This is a genomic window from Olsenella uli (assembly GCF_901212655.1).
In the GTDB taxonomy this organism is placed as follows: Bacteria; Actinomycetota; Coriobacteriia; order Coriobacteriales; family Atopobiaceae; genus Parolsenella; species Parolsenella uli_A.
Genome location: NZ_CAAKON010000009.1, coordinates 1 through 14,773, shown reverse-complemented (window position 1 = coordinate 14,773; position 14,773 = coordinate 1). Strand labels below are relative to the sequence as shown.

Here is a 14,773-nt window from a genome sequence, read left to right as displayed (position 1 = left end):
TAGGGCCCCGTGCCGCGAAGGTGGCACGGGGCCCTGGTTGGTAAAAGGGTGCCCCCGTCGCGTGGGGGCGCGGCGGGGGCGAAAGGAAGGAAGGTACTTACGGTTTACCCCCGCGGGGGTTCCTTACACGCGAAAAAGGCGGCTTCACCGGCCCTTCATTGCTCCTGCATGCCGCCTTCACGGCGCCCACACGCAGCCACCACATAACCGCATCCCGTGGGGCTTCGATGGATGGAGAGGAGTGGCGCATACACTGGTTGAGACGTTCTGGCCACGGGCCCCTGCCCACCGCACGCCGGCGCGGCGCCGGCATCACGACAGGAGACACATGGAAGGCGCCTTCCTCGACTTCATCAACCAGTTTGGCTATCTGGCCGTCTCGGCCCTCATCCTCTTCGAAAACGTGTTTCCGCCCATCCCAAGCGAGCTCATCCTGCCCATGGGTGGGTTCCTCGTGCACGAGACCGCCATGGAGCTTCCGGGCGTCATCGTTGCGGCCACGGTGGGCTCCGTGGCGGGCGCGTTCATCCTCTACGGCGTGGGCAGGCTGCTCTCACGCGAGCGCCTCACGGCGTTCTTCGAGACGAAGCCGATGCGCTTGCTCGGCTTCAAGGGCACCGACGTCTCCAGCGCCATCACCTGGTTCGACCAGAAGGGTCAGGTCACCGTCCTCATCTGCCGTTGCGTGCCCGTAGTGCGCAGCCTCATCTCCATCCCCGCCGGCACCGCCAAGATGAGCCCGGCCAAGTTTGCCCTCTACACGCTCGTGGGCTCCGCCGTGTGGAACAGCGTGCTCTGCGCGCTGGGCTATGGCGCCGGCTCTGCCTGGAAGACCATCGCCGCCGAGGCAGAGTGGGTCAGTGACGTCGTGAAGTACGTCATCCTCGCCGTCGTCGTGGTTGCGGCTGTGCTCTGGGTAGTGAAACGCGTCATCCCCAACCTGCGCGGGCGCGAGGAGTAGCGCGACGCCTCCGAGAAGTAGCGCGACGCCCGGCCGGCCCCACCCCAATTAGACGGGTAATCAACATCACCCCCACAGCTTGGGAGCCTCGTCCCCGTTTTGGACGGCGAGGCTCCCACTTTGTTGCAGGGAGGCAGGCCTCTTCCCCGCTAGTCCTCGACGCTCACGAGCTCGATCTCGAAGTTGAGCGCCTTGCCGGCCATCTCGTGGTTGGCGTCCACGACGACCTTCTCCGGCGTGATCTGGGCCACGGTGACGGGCACGGGCTGGCCCATGGGACCACGCAGGGCCACCTTGTCGCCCACCTTGAGGCCCTTCGGCGCGTGGTCGGCCGGAATCTCGATCATGAGGTCGTCACGGCGCTCGCCATAGGCCTCGGACGGCTCCAGGTGCACGGTCTTCTTCTCGCCCGGCTGCATATCCTTCACCGCAGCGTCGAAGCCGGCAATCATCTGGCCGGCGCCGCAGGTGAACTCCAGTGGCTCGCCGCGGTCGTAGCTGCTGTCGAACTGCGTTCCGTCGTCGAGCGTGCCGCGGTAGTGGGCACGGACCTTCTTGCCTTCGTTGGACATGGGTGCTCCTTGTTGGTTGTCGATGAATCGCTAGGACATGGTAGCAGGGTCAGCGTTGTCAGCCGCAGCATCCGAAGCCGCGACACCAGAAACCGCGCCGCGCTCGTCCGCGCTCGCGCCGTCGGTCGGGCCACCATCCCCTGCCACGGCATCCTGGGCCGAACCGCCGTCTTCGGCAGAGCCGCCGGCCTGCGCTCCATCGCCAGCCACGACAGCCTCCGCCTCGCTCTCGGCCGCATCTGCCTCCGCGAGCTCCGCCTCGCGCGCGTCGGCCCACTCGCCCAGCAGGCACTGGCACGTGGCAACCACCGGCACCGAGAGCAGCACGCCGGTGAGGCCAAACAGGCTGCCGCCCGCGAACACCGCCACCAGCACCCAGATGCTGGACACGCCGGTGGCCACGCCCACGACGTTGGGGTACACGAAGTGGCCATCCACCTCCTGCAGTGCCACGAGGAACACGAGGAACCACACCGCCTGCATCGGCTCCACGGAAAAGACGATAAGCGCGCCGATGGCGCCCGCCATCCAGGCGCCCACGTACGGGATGAGCGCGCCCACGCCCACCACGAGGCCAACCGTAGCGGCATAGGGCATGCCGAGGATTGCCATGCCGATGGCGCACAGGCTGCCCAGCACGCAGGCCTCGGCGCACTGGCCAAAGATGAAGCGCGAGAAGCACTCGTTGGCAACGGACGCCACGTGCGACACGATCTGGCACAGGTGGCTTGGCAGCACAAGGCGCGCCGCGCGGTCGAAGCCCGCCTGCGCGGCCTCCTTGCCCGCAAGCAGGTACAGGCCAAAGACCACGGAGATCAGGAAGCTCACCAGGCCGCCCACGAGCTTGCCGCCCCAGCCAAAGAGCGAGGTGGCAAGCGCCCCCACACCGCCGGACTCCTCGATGTAGCTCTCCAGCGCGCGCTGCCAGCTGCTCGAGGAGCGAGCGAGCTCCCTCAGTGAGCCGAGCAGGGTGGAGTCCGCCGGCGCGCCGGATGCCTGTACCGTCTCGCTCGCCACCTCGCTCGCGGAGAGGATGCCGCGCCACAGGGCGGCGATGGCGTCGACCAGCTCCTCGCGCACGAGCATGACCACCACAGCGATCACTGCCGCGACGCTCGCCACGGACAGCATGAGGCACACCGGCCTGCGCAACGCCGCGAGCGGGCCGCGCCTCACGTTGGGGAACCAGATGGACTCCCAGCGCTCCATCACGAGGTTGAGCACGTAGGCAAAGGCCGCGCCCGCGAGCAGCGGAGCGAGAATCTCCGCGATGACGCCCAGCGCGTCGAGCACGGAGTCGAAGCGAATCACCACCAGAAGCGCGATGGCCGCCACGACGCACCACCGGGCGACGAGGCCCGTCGTTGGGTAGTGGCTCGTGCGCTCGGGCCGGCACCTGGCCACAAAGGGGTTGTCGCCATGCGCGCGCTCCGCCGGCTCCTTGCGCTTGAGTCGGACGCCCTGGACCTTCTTGGCAGAGCGAAGGACCTTATCCTTCATGCTCGCCTGGAGCGAGCTTGCCTGCGATGGCTTCTTCTCTGGTGCCATGGGCCGCCTTACCGCCCCGAGGGGCATAGCCGGAAACGTCAACTCCCCCACTGTACCCAAGCTGGACCGTTCGGCCCCTGCCACCATGCGAAGTCCCGTCATTGGGCATAATCGGGTGGTCCCCAAATGTTAGGTACCTCACATGTACAACATCCTGTTGCTTGCCGGCCTCGTCATCGCGGTCTGCGTCCTGTCCAACCGCATCGCGTCCAAGCTCCCGGTGCCGTCTCTGCTCGTGTTCATCGGCCTCGGCCTGCTCTGCGGCGTGGACGGCCCCATCCACATCCACTTCAACGACTACGCCCTCACCGAGTTTGCCTGCTGCACGGGCTTGCTGTTCATCATGTTCTATGGCGGCTTCAACGCCAACGTGCGCGAGGCAAAGCCGGTGGCGCCACAGGCCGTGCTGCTCTCAACCGCGGGCGTGGGCATCACCGCGGGGCTCGTGGGCGCGTTCTGCCACTACGTGCTGGGGCTCGAGTGGCTTGTGGGCCTGCTCGTGGGTTCGGTCATCGCCTCCACGGACGCTGCGAGCGTCTTCAACGTGCTGCGCTCGGCCAAGCTCTCGCTGCGCGACGGCACTGACTCCCTGCTCGAGATCGAGAGCGGCTCCAACGACCCCATGAGCTACATGCTCACGGTGATCCTCACCACCATCCTCGTGGGGTCAGACATCAACGTGCCGCTCATGGTGGCCGAGGAGATCATCATCGGCCTCGCGTTTGGCATCGGCATCGGCAAGCTGGCAGAGCTCGCCCTCGACCGGCTCGACTTCTCGATGGAGCAGGGCGAGACGATCTTCCTCATCGCCGCGGCAATCATCTCCTATGCCCTGCCCGGCGTGCTGCACGGCAACGGGTTTCTCTCCGTCTACCTCTGCGGCATGTGGCTCGGCAACGCCGACATCCCCCAGAAGCGCGACATGGCCCGCACCTTCGACGTCATCACCGAGGTCTGCCAAATGGCGATCTTCTTCCTGCTGGGCCTGCTCGTGACGCCGAGCCGCCTGACAGACGTGCTGCCGCTGGCGCTTGCCGTGTTTGCATTCATCACCTTCGTGGGACGGCCGATCTCCGCGCTCGTGGTGCTCAAGCCCTTTGGCGCGAGCCTCTCCAAGGTGGCCCTCGCATCGTGGGCGGGCCTGCGCGGCGCCGCCTCCGTCGTGTTTGCGCTCTACGTGGTGACCGCCGGAGTGGCCATGCCAGGCACGCTTGCGACGGACACCTGGACGGTTGCGGTCGAGCTACCGTTCAACATCTTCGACCTCGTGTTCGTGGTGGTCATCCTGTCGCTCGTGATTCAGGGCTCGGCGCTGCCTGCTCTGGCGAAGCGCCTGAACATGATCGACCCGGTCGCCAACGTCATGCGTACCTTCAACGACTTCCAGGAGGAGAGCGACCTTTCGCTCATCAAGATCAAGGTTGACCCCTCCCACCCCTGGATCGGCCGGGCCCTGCGCGACGTTCCCACCCCGCGCGACCTCATCGTGGTGCTCATCCTGCGCCGCGGCAACGAGCGCGTGGTGCCGGGTGGCGGCACCGTGATCGAGCCCGGCGACCTGCTCGTCTACGCCGCGCCCACCTTCGAGGCGCGCGACGACTTCAAGCTGCGCGAGATTCACGTGGGCGAACGCCACCGCTGGGCGGGCAAGCTTCTGCGCGAGCTGCCCGACACGAGCCGCATGGTCATCGTGATGCTCAAGCGCGGCGACGAGTCCATCATCCCCAACGGCAACACGCGCATCGAGCCGGGCGACCTCGCCTTCGTGGCGGGAACGCCGGCCATCGCCGCGCACTGACGAGTCCCGGGGCCGCCGGGGCGGGGCGCGGGCTTGCTCGACCATGGTGGAGTGTGGCCAGGGCGGCGGCGGGATGATTGGCTCCGCCTGCGTGCAGGTGGCATTCAACGGCGGCAACGCCATCGGCGCCATGGTGGGCCAGCACGTGCTCGACGCCGGCATGGCCTACAACTGGCCTTCGCTCGCGGGTGTGCCCTTTGCGGCGCTCTCGGTGGCGCTGCCCGTGGGGGTTTGCGCTGCGATACGAGCGGCAGTATCACGAGGCTGCGACGAGGGCGAAGGCGTCCGAGTAGCGAGGTCTGCGTCTTTGGGCCTGCGCCGTCGGCGCTTGCCGCCTCCAGCTCCCTCGGATTCCGGTCTCTACGTCCTCCGCGGCTCCGTCAGCCCATGGTCCCCGCGAACCCGACCCCCCCTCGCCTTCCCCGCGGCCCCGGCCTCCTCAGCCGCCGGCACGGGTATACCCTATAGGCATCGAACGATTCGGCGCGCACGCGCTCTGGCAAGGGAGGACGCATGTCACAAGCACGCAAGCAACTCAAAATCATCAGCTTTATCCAGGCCATCCTTATGGTGGCCGCCCTCATCGTGGGAATTGCCGGCATCGTCTCTTCTGGCGACGCCCAGGCGGAAGCCTTTGGCATGGACGCCGCCACGCTTGCCATGCTTGCGAACATTCTGCTCATCGCGGCAGGCATCGCGGCCCTCCTGGCTGCGGCGCAGGGCATCAAGGGCGCCAACGTTCCGAGCAGGCTCGGGCCCCACACGCAGATCAACGTCGTGAGCATCCTGTTCTCGATTGCGGGGGCAATTCTGGGGCCTGCGGTCTCCGCCGCCATCCCGGCTATTGCCTGCTTGATAGTGGTGGCCTGCATCGCTTCGATTACGCGCGGGGTCACAGTGCGCAAGGAGCTCGACCGCTAAGGCGCAAACCACCGCGGAGGAAAGGTGCGCCGTTGCGTCGACAAGGTCCACTTCGGTCGACGCCGCATATGCCGAGCCGGCAAAGGGAATCTGAGGCCGGGGGCTGTAGTCGAGGTAGCCACCGCTTGCCACGGCCAGGCGGATTGTGCGGCGGGCCGACCCCACGCCCTCCATGCGATGCACTTTCTCGAACGCCTGCGTGGTGACCTGCAAGGTAGCGCCCCCGCCCACGGAAATGCCCACGCGCTGGTCATCGCCAGCCATGATGCCCGCTGAGGTGGACATCACCATCACCTGGATGGGATCCGCGCCCTCGCCCGCGTGCGTAAGGGCGCCCTTGCGCACGGGGAACGGACGCATCACCTTGAACGGCATGGTGTATGAGGAACTCGGCGTCTTCCTTGGTATAGATGTCATTCGTAACGACGCCGATGGAATAGTCGACTGCCATCTTGCGTGTGAGCGCCTCGATGAGCGCCGTCTTTCCCGAGCCCACGGGCCCCGCAACCCCGATGCGAACGTATGCCACGGCCAGTCCCTCCACGTACGGCCGGACACCGCAATCGCCGCCGCAATCCTAGGCGTATCATTGCGGGCACGCACCAAGCCGCTACAGGGAGGCCGCATGGATTACTCGATGAGCGGCAACATGAACACCATCTACGTCGACCTCAACACGAGTTCCACGAGCTTCGCGATCGTGACCGTCGCGTGCATCTTCCTGTTCCTCGCCGTCTGGAACGGGCTCAAGTTCAAGGACCGCTGGTTCGCCCTTCGCCATGACTACCCCGGGTTCGCCATGGACGCAAAGACCAAGCGCGCTGGGATTCTCGCAATCGTGGGCCTCGTTGGCGCGCTGCTCGGCGTGGCCGTCTACGCCGTGAACCCAAACTACGAGGCCGAGCAGGCACAGCAGGGCGCCGCGGCCGTCGAGGCAGTGAACGAGAGGTTCGGCCTCGACGCCCGCTGGGAGTTTTCGCCCTACACACCCTTCGACGGGCAGACCGACCTCATAGGCAAGCTCTACATCGTGGCCGACGGGGGCGAATACCCCACGCGCATTACGCAGGCAACCTACGAGGGCGCACACGGGAAGTCGCGCACGAGCGACGAGACCTTCGTCATAGAGGTGCTCACCGACCGCGGATACATTCCCATCAGCGAGTTTGCCGATGAACACGGCGGGAACCAGCGCTACTAGCCGACCAGGGTACGCAGGGAGCGGGCGTAGCCACAGGCCGCGCGGGAGCGGGCGTCGCAGGGAGCGCGGGGAGCGGACGTCGCAGGGAGCGCGGGGAGTGGACGTCGCAGGGAGCGCGGATTCGCCGAGAGTAGTCATTACGCACATTTGGAACCGTTTCAAGCCGTGAAAACGTGCGTAATGACTACTCTCGGCGAGAGGGGATGCGGAACGGGAGGCCGCGAACGGGACGACGGGAGAAAGCCGAACTCGTCAGCTCATGTACAGCCGCGAGTAGAGGGTCTCGTGCTCGATGCAGCGGACGTCGAAGCCGGGCATGGAAAGGCCGAGGAGGTCCTTGCTGGCATGGAGGGCGGTCTCGACGACCTCGACTTGCAGTGCGGCCGAGCGGAACAAGAGCCGCTGGCCGGCCGTCTGCGAGAGCGGCACGGTCTTGACGCAGTTGGTCACCATCGCGGAGACCTGGCTGTAGAGGTAGCGGCGCAGGAGCTCAACCTCGTCGACGCCCGCAAGCGCGGCAAAGACGCCGTAAGCGGCGTTGACCATGTGGACGGGGCGTCTAACGGGCCGAGCACAAGGGGCACCGGCCGCACCACCCTCAAAAAAAGCAAGGCCTTTACGCTCGGGCACAGCAACGCCAATCGCGCCACCCGAAGGAGAGACGATGCCTCCACGCATAGACGAAGCAACCGCATCGGCATAATCGTCCGACGCGACCTCCTTCCCCGCCACATAAGCAGAGAAGCGCTTGGCGGCCTCGCCCTCGAGGAAGCCGGCGGCCGTCTTGCAGAAGCGCGCGGCCATCTTCTGCGAGGCCGTGCGGGTCTCATCCGGCACCTTGGAGGCCGCCATGCAGGCCTCCTCGAGGGCAATGCGCCCGAGGTCACCGGCTTGCGCAGCATCGAAGGCAAGGCGCATGCCCAAAAGCTCCGTGTAGGTGAGCGGGAAGCGAATCTGGCGCTCCACAAACTGCCAGGCCGTGGCCTCGTCGTGGACGAGGCCCAGCTGGATGTAGGTCTCCAGGCCATAGGAGTGCGAATAGGCCCCTATGGGAAAGACGGAGTCGCAGATTTGAAGAAGGAGCACCTCGGCAGCGCGCGCCTCGGTGCCCGCGCCCACGGTCATGCCTGGGGCCACGCCGTTCATGGTGTCGGGGTTGCCGGCGTGGCCGATGCCACGATGTAGCCACCGCGGATGCCGATGTCAGCCTTGTAGATGCCGGTGTAGTCGAGGATGAGCGCGTTGGCGATCACGAGGTCCAGCACGCCGTTGGTGCTGGTGCCCTTGACGTTCTGGCCCATGCCGTCGCTCAGGGTCTTGCCGCCGCCGAACTTGGCCTCGTAGCCATAGCAGGTGAGGTCGCGCTCGACCTCGATCACGAGGTCGGTGTCGGCCAAGCGTATCTTGTCGCCCGTGGTGGGGCCATACATCGCGGCATACTTGTCGCGAGAGATCTCGAAGGACATGGCCTTACGCCTCCTTGGTCGCGTCGCAGGGGCAGACCGTAGCGGAATTCGAGGCGTCCACGGAGCTCGCGCAGGAGCAAGCCGTGGCGGGCTGCGAGGCGTCCGCGGCGCCAGTCTCCTCGTCGGCCTCGCCGCCCGCGGCGCCCTCGTCCCAGCCGGGGGCAAAGCCGGTCGCCGGGCCCTCGACGTACTCGAGGAAACCGCGGCGGCGCGCCTTCTCCAGGCTCGCGCCCCCGTTGCGAGCCACGGTGCGGCCGCGTGTGAGGTCGTTAAGACCGAAGACGGTGCGCGTGCCGGCAGCATCGGGCACCCGTGCGCCACGGGAGACGCGGGCGCCAGCACCCGGCAGGCGGCACGGACGCCAGAGCCCGACAGGCAACATGGGCACCAGTGCCCAGCCTGCACCCACCGACATCAGGGAACGCATGGAAGACGCCTTCTTCAGCTTCATCGACCAGTTTGGCTACTTCGCCGTGTCGGCGCTGATTCTCCTCGAGAACGTGTTTCCGCCCATCCCCAGCGAGCTCATCCTGCCCATGGGCGGCTTCTTCGTGCACTAAAGCGACATGCAGCCGCCCGGCGTCATCATCGCCGCCACCATAGGGTCGGTTGCGGGCGCGTTCATCCTCTACGGCGTGGGTCGGTTGCCCTCCCGCGAGCGCCTCATGGCCTTTTTCGACACTAAACCCATGCGCCTTCTGGGCTTCAAGGGTGACGACATCTCGAGCGCCATCGTTTGGTTCGGTCGCACGGGCCAGGTCACGGTACTCATATGCCGCTGTATCCCGGTGGTACGCAGCCTCATCTCAATACCGGCCGGCACGACCAAGATGAACGTGGCCACGTTCGCGCTCTACACCTTCGCGGGATCGACCGTGTGGAACAGCGTGCTGTGCACCCTAGGCTACGGCGCCGGCTCGGCCTGGCAGAGTGTCACCGCAGACGCCGAGTGGATCTCGAACATCATGAAGTGCGTGATCATCGCGACCGTGCTGGTAGCCGCCGTGCTCTGGATCGTCAAGCGCATCGTCCCCAAACTCCGCGAGCGTAAGAGCCAAGCGTAGGCAAAAGCCAGGCACGAGAATCAGGCACTGGCAAAGCAAGACGCCCCCTCCCATAAAGCTCACGGAGTGAGGCGTCTTGCTTGAAGCGCGCCTCCCAAAGATGTGCGAGGTTGCTGGAGCTATAGCACCTCGGGACTAACGTACAGAGCCAGGACGGTAGAGCACGTGGCGCACGCCGTCGTCATCGACGAACACCGTTGCCTCCACGTCGTAGAGCTTGCGAATGAGCGCCGGCGTGATGACTTCCTCGGGCGTGCCGCTCGTCACCACCTCACCGTCCTTGATGGCGAACAGCTCGTCGCAGTACATGGCACCGATGTTGAGGTCGTGCACCGCACAGATCACCGTGCGGTCGAGCGCCCTCACGATATCCATGAGCTCGAGCTGGTACTTGATGTCGAGGTGGTTGGTGGGCTCGTCGAGGATGAGGCAGGGCGTCTGCTGTGCGAGGGCGCGAGCCAGGATCACACGCTGCTGCTCGCCGCCCGAAAGCGTCGAGAAGCCGCGCGTGGCGAAGTCCTGCATCCCCACCATGCGCAGAGCGTCTGCCACGACCTCGTAGTCGTGCGCATTGTCGCGCTCCATGCTGCGCTTGTGCGGCGAGCGACCCATGAGCACCACGTCGCGCACGGAGAACTCGAAGTTGTAGTAGTTGTGCTGCGCGAGCACCGCCACGCGCTGGGCGCTCTCCCGCACCGAATAGTCAGAAAGCCGCTGGTCGCCGAGGTACACGGCACCACCCGTCGGAGCCAGCACGCGATAGATGCACTTGAGCAGCGTCGACTTGCCGCTACCGTTGGGACCGATGAGACCCACAACCTTATGCGCACCCGCGTCGAGATTGATCCCCTTGAGGATCTGCGTGCCACCGAGCTCGGCCTTCACGTCTTCGGCGCGAATCTCCATAGGCTCCATCGGGCACGCAAGGGCCGCGGGCACGCTAGCTCCCGCGGGACGGGCGTCACGTCGCGCGGTCACAGCGGCGACATCGCGGGGATCGTCCGATGCGGGCGTTCCAGCCATTGCGGTGCTGGATTCGTCCACCGCGGACACCTGCGTCTTTTCCTCCGCCATCACTCGCCACCCCCAAAGCCATACGTGCGCCTCAGCATCAGGTACACGAACGCCGGCGCACCCACGAAGGCCGTGAGGATACCGATGGGAATCTCGTGCTGGGGAATGACCACGCGGCACAGCACGTCTGCCCACAGCAGGAAGATGGCTCCCACGAGGGCAGCGAGGGGAATGAGCTTCTTGTGGTCGGTGCCAAACAGGATGCGCACGATGTGCGGCACCACGAGACCCACGAAGCCAATGATGCCGGCGGCATACACGGCGAAGCCCACGAGCAGCGAGGCCACCGCAAGGTAGACGATGCGCCGACGCGAAAGGTCGGTACCCAGCGTCACGGCCGTCTCGTCTCCGAGTAGCATCATGTTGAGCGCGCGGTACTGCGACCAGAAGAACACGGCGCCCACGAGGGCGATGGCGAGGACGAGCTGGTTGGTGCCCCACTCGGCACCCGCGAGGCTGCCCATCGTCCAACGCACCACGGCGGCCACGGCGTCACTGTTCTTGTTGACCACGAACAGTAGGAAGTTCGACACGGCGCCGCAGATGGCTGAGAGGGCCGTGCCAGCGAGTACGAGCTTGATGCTGCTCGAGCGTCCGCCCACGTTGGCCATGCCCACCACGGCCATCGACGCGAGGAATGCGCCGAGGAACGCCATGATCCCCTCGTAGCCATCACCGAACGCGGCGCCCACACCCAGAAGGATCGCGAGCGTGGCACCAAGCTCGGCGCCAGAGGAGACGCCAAGGATGTAGGGGTCGGCAAGCGGGTTCTTCACCACGGCCTGCATGACACAGCCCACCACGGCAAGCGCTATGCCAATGGCGATCGCCAGGACAAGGCGCGGGAGGCGAACCTGCCACACGATGTCGCCCATGGTGGTTCCATCGCCGTACAGGCTCGAATCACCAATGCCAAACAGGTGGTAGGCGATCACACGGTAGACGTCGCCCACCGACAGGCCAACCGAACCGATGGTCACGGCCCACAGCAGCGACAGGATGAGCAATGCGAGGAGCACCACGGCAGCCACCCACCACACCTGCTTACCGCGAACCACTCCGTTCTTCAAGTCCATGGTCGTATCCAAACCGAAGGCACGCAAAGCGAGCGTGGGCATCCCTTGGGGCGCCCACGCTCGCCGGCGTGCAGATGGTGATAATCCTTACTTCATATCAGGGTAGAGCGCTTGGTAGAAGTCGCGCAGGCCGTCGATGGTGTGCAGGCCGCTGCAGTAGATGCCCGTGAGCGCCACGGGGAACACCTTATTGTTCTTCACGGCGTCAAGGCTCTTGAACTTGTCGTTCTCCGTAATGTCGGTCACACAGTTGGTGGCGTCGCGGAAGCCGTCATACCACACCATGAACACGGCGTCGGGGTTGGCAGCGAGCAGGTCCTCGGCGCTGATGTTCGCGGTGCTCGCGCCCTTGCCCACAGCCAGGGTGGCGCCAGCCTCCTCGGCCACGTTGCCGCCAAGCGTCAGCTCACTGTAGACGCGGTAGCTGTCGTCCTCGTTCTCGAGCACGGCCACCGTGGGGTGGTTGTTCTGCGCCTTAGCGTAGTCCTGGACCTTCTTGACCTCGTCGAGCATCTTGTCGACGAGCGCCTGTGCCTCGTCCTGCTTGTCAAAGACCTGACCGAGCAGCAGGATGTCCTGGAACTCATCGTAGATGGTCTGGTGGTAGGTGCCCGTCTTGCCGCGGCAGGCGCTGTTGCGCGACATGTAGGTACCGCAGCTGCGGTTGTGCCAGAAGTCGACATCGCCCAGGAAGTCATCGGCAAAGGTGCTGTACCACGCCGTGATGAAGTCGGGGTTGACGCCGATGACGTCCTCCTTGCTAGGCTGACCGTCCTGGAACGGGATCTGGTCGAAGTCGGCCTTGAGATCTCCCAGGGCAGAGGGGTCGTCCAGGCCGTAGGCCATGACGATCTTGTCCTTGAGGCCGAGGGCCAGCATCGTCTCGATGTTGTTCTGCTGCACGGCCATCACGCGCTCGGGGGCCTTGTCGATGGTGACCTCGACCGGCTCACGGTTGTAGTTGTACGTGGTGTAGGTGAACGGGTAGGTGGTCTTGCCGCCGATGCGCTTGAGCGACGCCGCGTCGAGGACCTCATCAACACCCGAGGTGCTCGCGGTCGTGGCAGCCGCCTCGGTGGTCGCAGCCGCGGGAGCCTGCTGGCCACCGCAGCCGGCAAGGCCGCCGATGCCAAACATGCCCACGAGGGCTGCCGCGCCGCCAATAAAGCTGCGGCGGCTAATGGAGTTCGATGCGTTGGAACGAGCGTGCTGGTTCATGGTCACTCCTGATGCAAAAAGATGGCCTGCGCATATCGGCAGCATGTTGGTCTACCGATAGCTTTGTACAGCAGGCATCATGCCACCAAGGAGCTTCCGTGTTCTTTATGGCAGTCTTTTTGTTCTATTTTTTACCCCTAGAGAGCCATATTCGACTAAAAACTATCTGAAACGCGAATTAATGCCCATGGGGGTATATACATATGCTTCACGCCGGCTATGGTAGCCATCACAACGTTTACGCCGTGACGGGGACTATAGTCTGCTTTGGAGCAACGCGACGCGAGCATCGCTGGATGGCAGCCGGGCGGGCGCCATGGCTCGCCTGGGCTGACAAGGCGCTTGGGCCGATTGCCCGCCCGGGCGAGCAGGCTCAGACGGGTACTACGTCAGGACTAGCCTTCGACCTCGACGAGCTCGGTCTCGAAGTTGAGCGCCTTACCGGCGAGCTCGTGGTCAGCGTCGGCCACGATCTTGGACGGCGCCACGGGCACAACGGTGGCCGGGGTGGGCTGGCCGGCAGGCCCGCGCAGGGCCACCTTGTCACCGGCAGCGAGGCTCTCCATGCCAAAGCGCGAGGCGATAACGCCGCTCGAGAGGTTGGAGATGATCGTGGCCACGCCCACAGCGGTGAGAAACGCGCTCGCCGCCACGCCAGCCAGAAGGTTGCCCAGGTTGAACACCATGAGATAGGCGATGAGCAGCGAGAAGCGACGGAAGTGGCCCGTGGTGAGCCCAAGTACCGGCGTGCAGATGGCATAGACGAACGCAAAGCGGCCCACGAGGTCGTCCACGGCAGAGAGCGGCGCGCCAAGGACGTTGGCCATGTCGGGCTCCACGCCCAGCATGATGAACTCCGAGCACCCAAGCGCAAAGCCCAACGTCACGAGGTCACGTTTAATTTCTTTCGCAAATTGACAGCTGAGTACATCCAGGAAAGCAAAAGACATGGTCACCAGCCATCGGCATGATTCTTTGCGACCAAACAGAAGAAGACCGAGAAAGGCTGGAGCCATGTCCGAACCAATCGGATCAATTAACGAGGAGTCGCTGCGCCTCGACATCGAGGAGCCCGCCAAAAACACCGTGCGCGACGTCATCGGCCAGCTCCTCGGGGAGGAGGCCGACGAATCGGTGAACGCCGGGCGCTGCGAGCGCGCGGCAGGGCGCGAGGCGTACCGGTCGGGCCACCACAAGCGAAGGCCCGTCACGTCGGCGGGCGAGGCGGAGCCTGACGTGCCGAGGCTGCGCGGCGCCACGTTCCAGACCGCGGTGACCGAGCGATGCCGCAGGCGCGAGGCCGGCGTCGAGGGGGCCGTCGTCGGGACGTGCCTCGCCGGCGCGTCCACCCGGCGCATCGAGGGCGTAAGCCAGATGCCGTGGGGCGCGGGCGTGTCGGCCGGCACCGTCTCCAACCCCGACGACAAGGCGTTCGCCTCGGTCGAGGAATGGGGGAACCGGCCGCCCGGGGGCGAGTGCCCCCACGTGTCCGCCGGCGGCGCGCACCTCAAGCGCGGCCGGGGCGGCGCCTGCGAGAACGCGTCGGTCATGGTCGCCACCGGCGTGAGCGGCGAGGGCGTCCGCGAGGCCATCGGCCGCTCCGGGGGCCTCGCCGAGTCCAAGGACTCGTGGAGGGAGTTCCCGCCGCGGCTGCGCGGGCGTGGCCCATCGGGCGTCCGCATGGCGACCGGCGACAAGTCCCCAGGCATGCCCGGCGCGCTCGGGGAGGCGTTCCCGCAGGCCAGGCACCAGCGCCGCACCGTCCGCCTCCACCGCAACGCGTTCGGCAAGGTCCCCAGGCAGAAGCGCGAGAGGGTGGCCAAGATGCTCAAGGCCACACACGCGCAGGAGTCCCTCGGGGCCTCCATGGCCAA

General features: G+C 65.7%; 17 protein-coding genes and 1 pseudogene. 7 read left to right on the top strand and 11 right to left on the bottom strand.

Annotation, left to right across the window (positions count from 1 at the left end):
• Positions 1-328: 328 nt before the first annotated feature.
• Positions 329-961, top strand: a complete 633-nt coding sequence (locus EFAMC2_RS01815; RefSeq protein WP_154026419.1) for a DedA family protein — start codon at positions 329-331, stop codon at positions 959-961.
• A gap of 149 nt (positions 962-1,110) precedes the next feature.
• On the opposite strand, the gene EFAMC2_RS01810 is transcribed toward EFAMC2_RS01815, so the two are convergent.
• Both EFAMC2_RS01810 and EFAMC2_RS01805 read right to left on the bottom strand, forming a co-directional pair.
• Positions 1,111-1,533 carry a peptidylprolyl isomerase gene (locus EFAMC2_RS01810; protein ID WP_154026417.1) on the bottom strand — a complete coding sequence of 141 codons (423 nt, stop codon included), beginning with the start codon at positions 1,531-1,533 and terminating at the stop codon, positions 1,111-1,113.
• 30 nt (positions 1,534-1,563) lie between these two features.
• Positions 1,564-3,081 carry an AI-2E family transporter gene (locus EFAMC2_RS01805; protein ID WP_187325092.1) on the bottom strand — a complete coding sequence of 506 codons (1,518 nt, stop codon included), beginning with the start codon at positions 3,079-3,081 and terminating at the stop codon, positions 1,564-1,566.
• 142 nt (positions 3,082-3,223) lie between these two features.
• Between EFAMC2_RS01805 and EFAMC2_RS01800 the strand changes: the two genes are divergently transcribed.
• Both EFAMC2_RS01800 and EFAMC2_RS10230 read left to right on the top strand, forming a co-directional pair.
• Positions 3,224-4,879 carry a potassium/proton antiporter gene (locus EFAMC2_RS01800; RefSeq protein WP_154026413.1) on the top strand — a complete coding sequence of 552 codons (1,656 nt, stop codon included), beginning with the start codon at positions 3,224-3,226 and terminating at the stop codon, positions 4,877-4,879.
• A 513-nt stretch (positions 4,880-5,392) separates the two neighbouring features.
• Positions 5,393-5,800 (top strand): hypothetical protein, encoded by a 408-nt coding sequence (locus EFAMC2_RS10230; RefSeq protein WP_261979978.1) that lies wholly within the window; start codon positions 5,393-5,395, stop codon positions 5,798-5,800.
• 33 nt (positions 5,801-5,833) lie between these two features.
• On the opposite strand, the pseudogene EFAMC2_RS10500 reads toward EFAMC2_RS10230, so the two are convergent.
• Positions 5,834-6,085, bottom strand: a pseudogene (locus EFAMC2_RS10500) (urease accessory protein UreD); the annotation flags it as partial.
• Positions 6,051-6,329, bottom strand: coding sequence for a GTP-binding protein (locus EFAMC2_RS10495; protein WP_410054795.1), 279 nt, complete (start codon positions 6,327-6,329; stop codon positions 6,051-6,053). The pseudogene EFAMC2_RS10500 and the gene EFAMC2_RS10495, both read right to left, overlap by 35 nt.
• A 96-nt stretch (positions 6,330-6,425) precedes the next feature.
• Here EFAMC2_RS10495 and EFAMC2_RS01785 point away from each other — a divergent pair, with 96 nt between their 5' ends.
• Positions 6,426-7,001, top strand: a complete 576-nt coding sequence (locus EFAMC2_RS01785; RefSeq protein WP_154026409.1) for a hypothetical protein — start codon at positions 6,426-6,428, stop codon at positions 6,999-7,001.
• 252 nt (positions 7,002-7,253) lie between these two features.
• On the opposite strand, the gene EFAMC2_RS10225 is transcribed toward EFAMC2_RS01785, so the two are convergent.
• The 3 genes from EFAMC2_RS10225 to EFAMC2_RS01775 are packed head-to-tail and all read right to left on the bottom strand — an operon-like array spanning position 7,254 to position 8,894.
• Complete coding sequence (locus EFAMC2_RS10225) at positions 7,254-8,147, bottom strand: urease accessory protein UreF (protein ID WP_315985340.1); 894 nt, start codon at positions 8,145-8,147, stop codon at positions 7,254-7,256.
• Positions 8,144-8,467: a hypothetical protein gene (locus tag EFAMC2_RS01780; protein WP_315985339.1), complete on the bottom strand. Its 324-nt coding sequence runs from the start codon at positions 8,465-8,467 to the stop codon at positions 8,144-8,146. The genes EFAMC2_RS10225 and EFAMC2_RS01780 overlap by 4 nt, the downstream gene beginning before the upstream one ends.
• A gap of 4 nt (positions 8,468-8,471) precedes the next feature.
• Positions 8,472-8,894 (bottom strand): hypothetical protein, encoded by a 423-nt coding sequence (locus EFAMC2_RS01775; RefSeq protein ID WP_154026407.1) that lies wholly within the window; start codon positions 8,892-8,894, stop codon positions 8,472-8,474.
• Between EFAMC2_RS01775 and EFAMC2_RS10220 the strand changes: the two genes are divergently transcribed.
• A complete protein-coding gene (locus tag EFAMC2_RS10220; RefSeq protein ID WP_261979977.1) occupies positions 8,893-9,027 on the top strand; it encodes a hypothetical protein in 135 nt (44 codons plus the stop codon). The two genes, EFAMC2_RS01775 and EFAMC2_RS10220, sit on opposite strands and share 2 nt — an antisense overlap.
• A gap of 6 nt (positions 9,028-9,033) precedes the next feature.
• The gene (locus EFAMC2_RS01770) at positions 9,034-9,531 is read left to right on the top strand and encodes a DedA family protein (protein WP_261979976.1); all 498 of its coding nucleotides are present in this window, start codon (positions 9,034-9,036) and stop codon (positions 9,529-9,531) included.
• Positions 9,532-9,666: 135 nt separating this feature from the next.
• Here the strand turns inward: EFAMC2_RS01770 and EFAMC2_RS01765 are convergent, their stop codons facing one another.
• The 4 genes from EFAMC2_RS01765 to EFAMC2_RS01750 all read right to left on the bottom strand — a co-directional run bounded on the left by EFAMC2_RS01765 (position 9,667) and on the right by EFAMC2_RS01750 (position 13,786).
• Positions 9,667-10,605, bottom strand: a complete 939-nt coding sequence (locus tag EFAMC2_RS01765) for an ABC transporter ATP-binding protein (protein WP_222838503.1) — start codon at positions 10,603-10,605, stop codon at positions 9,667-9,669.
• Positions 10,605-11,681 (bottom strand): FecCD family ABC transporter permease, encoded by a 1,077-nt coding sequence (locus EFAMC2_RS01760; protein ID WP_187325090.1) that lies wholly within the window; start codon positions 11,679-11,681, stop codon positions 10,605-10,607. The genes EFAMC2_RS01765 and EFAMC2_RS01760 overlap by 1 nt, the downstream gene beginning before the upstream one ends.
• An 87-nt stretch (positions 11,682-11,768) precedes the next feature.
• Positions 11,769-12,899: an ABC transporter substrate-binding protein gene (locus tag EFAMC2_RS01755; RefSeq protein WP_187325089.1), complete on the bottom strand. Its 1,131-nt coding sequence runs from the start codon at positions 12,897-12,899 to the stop codon at positions 11,769-11,771.
• Positions 12,900-13,294: 395 nt separating this feature from the next.
• On the bottom strand, positions 13,295-13,786 hold the full coding sequence (locus EFAMC2_RS01750; protein WP_154026402.1) for a hypothetical protein: 492 nt from the start codon (positions 13,784-13,786) through the stop codon (positions 13,295-13,297).
• A gap of 127 nt (positions 13,787-13,913) precedes the next feature.
• Between EFAMC2_RS01750 and EFAMC2_RS01745 the strand changes: the two genes are divergently transcribed.
• Positions 13,914-14,773, top strand: an 860-nt coding sequence (locus tag EFAMC2_RS01745) for a transposase (protein WP_187325088.1), incomplete at its 3' end; no start/stop codon positions are given.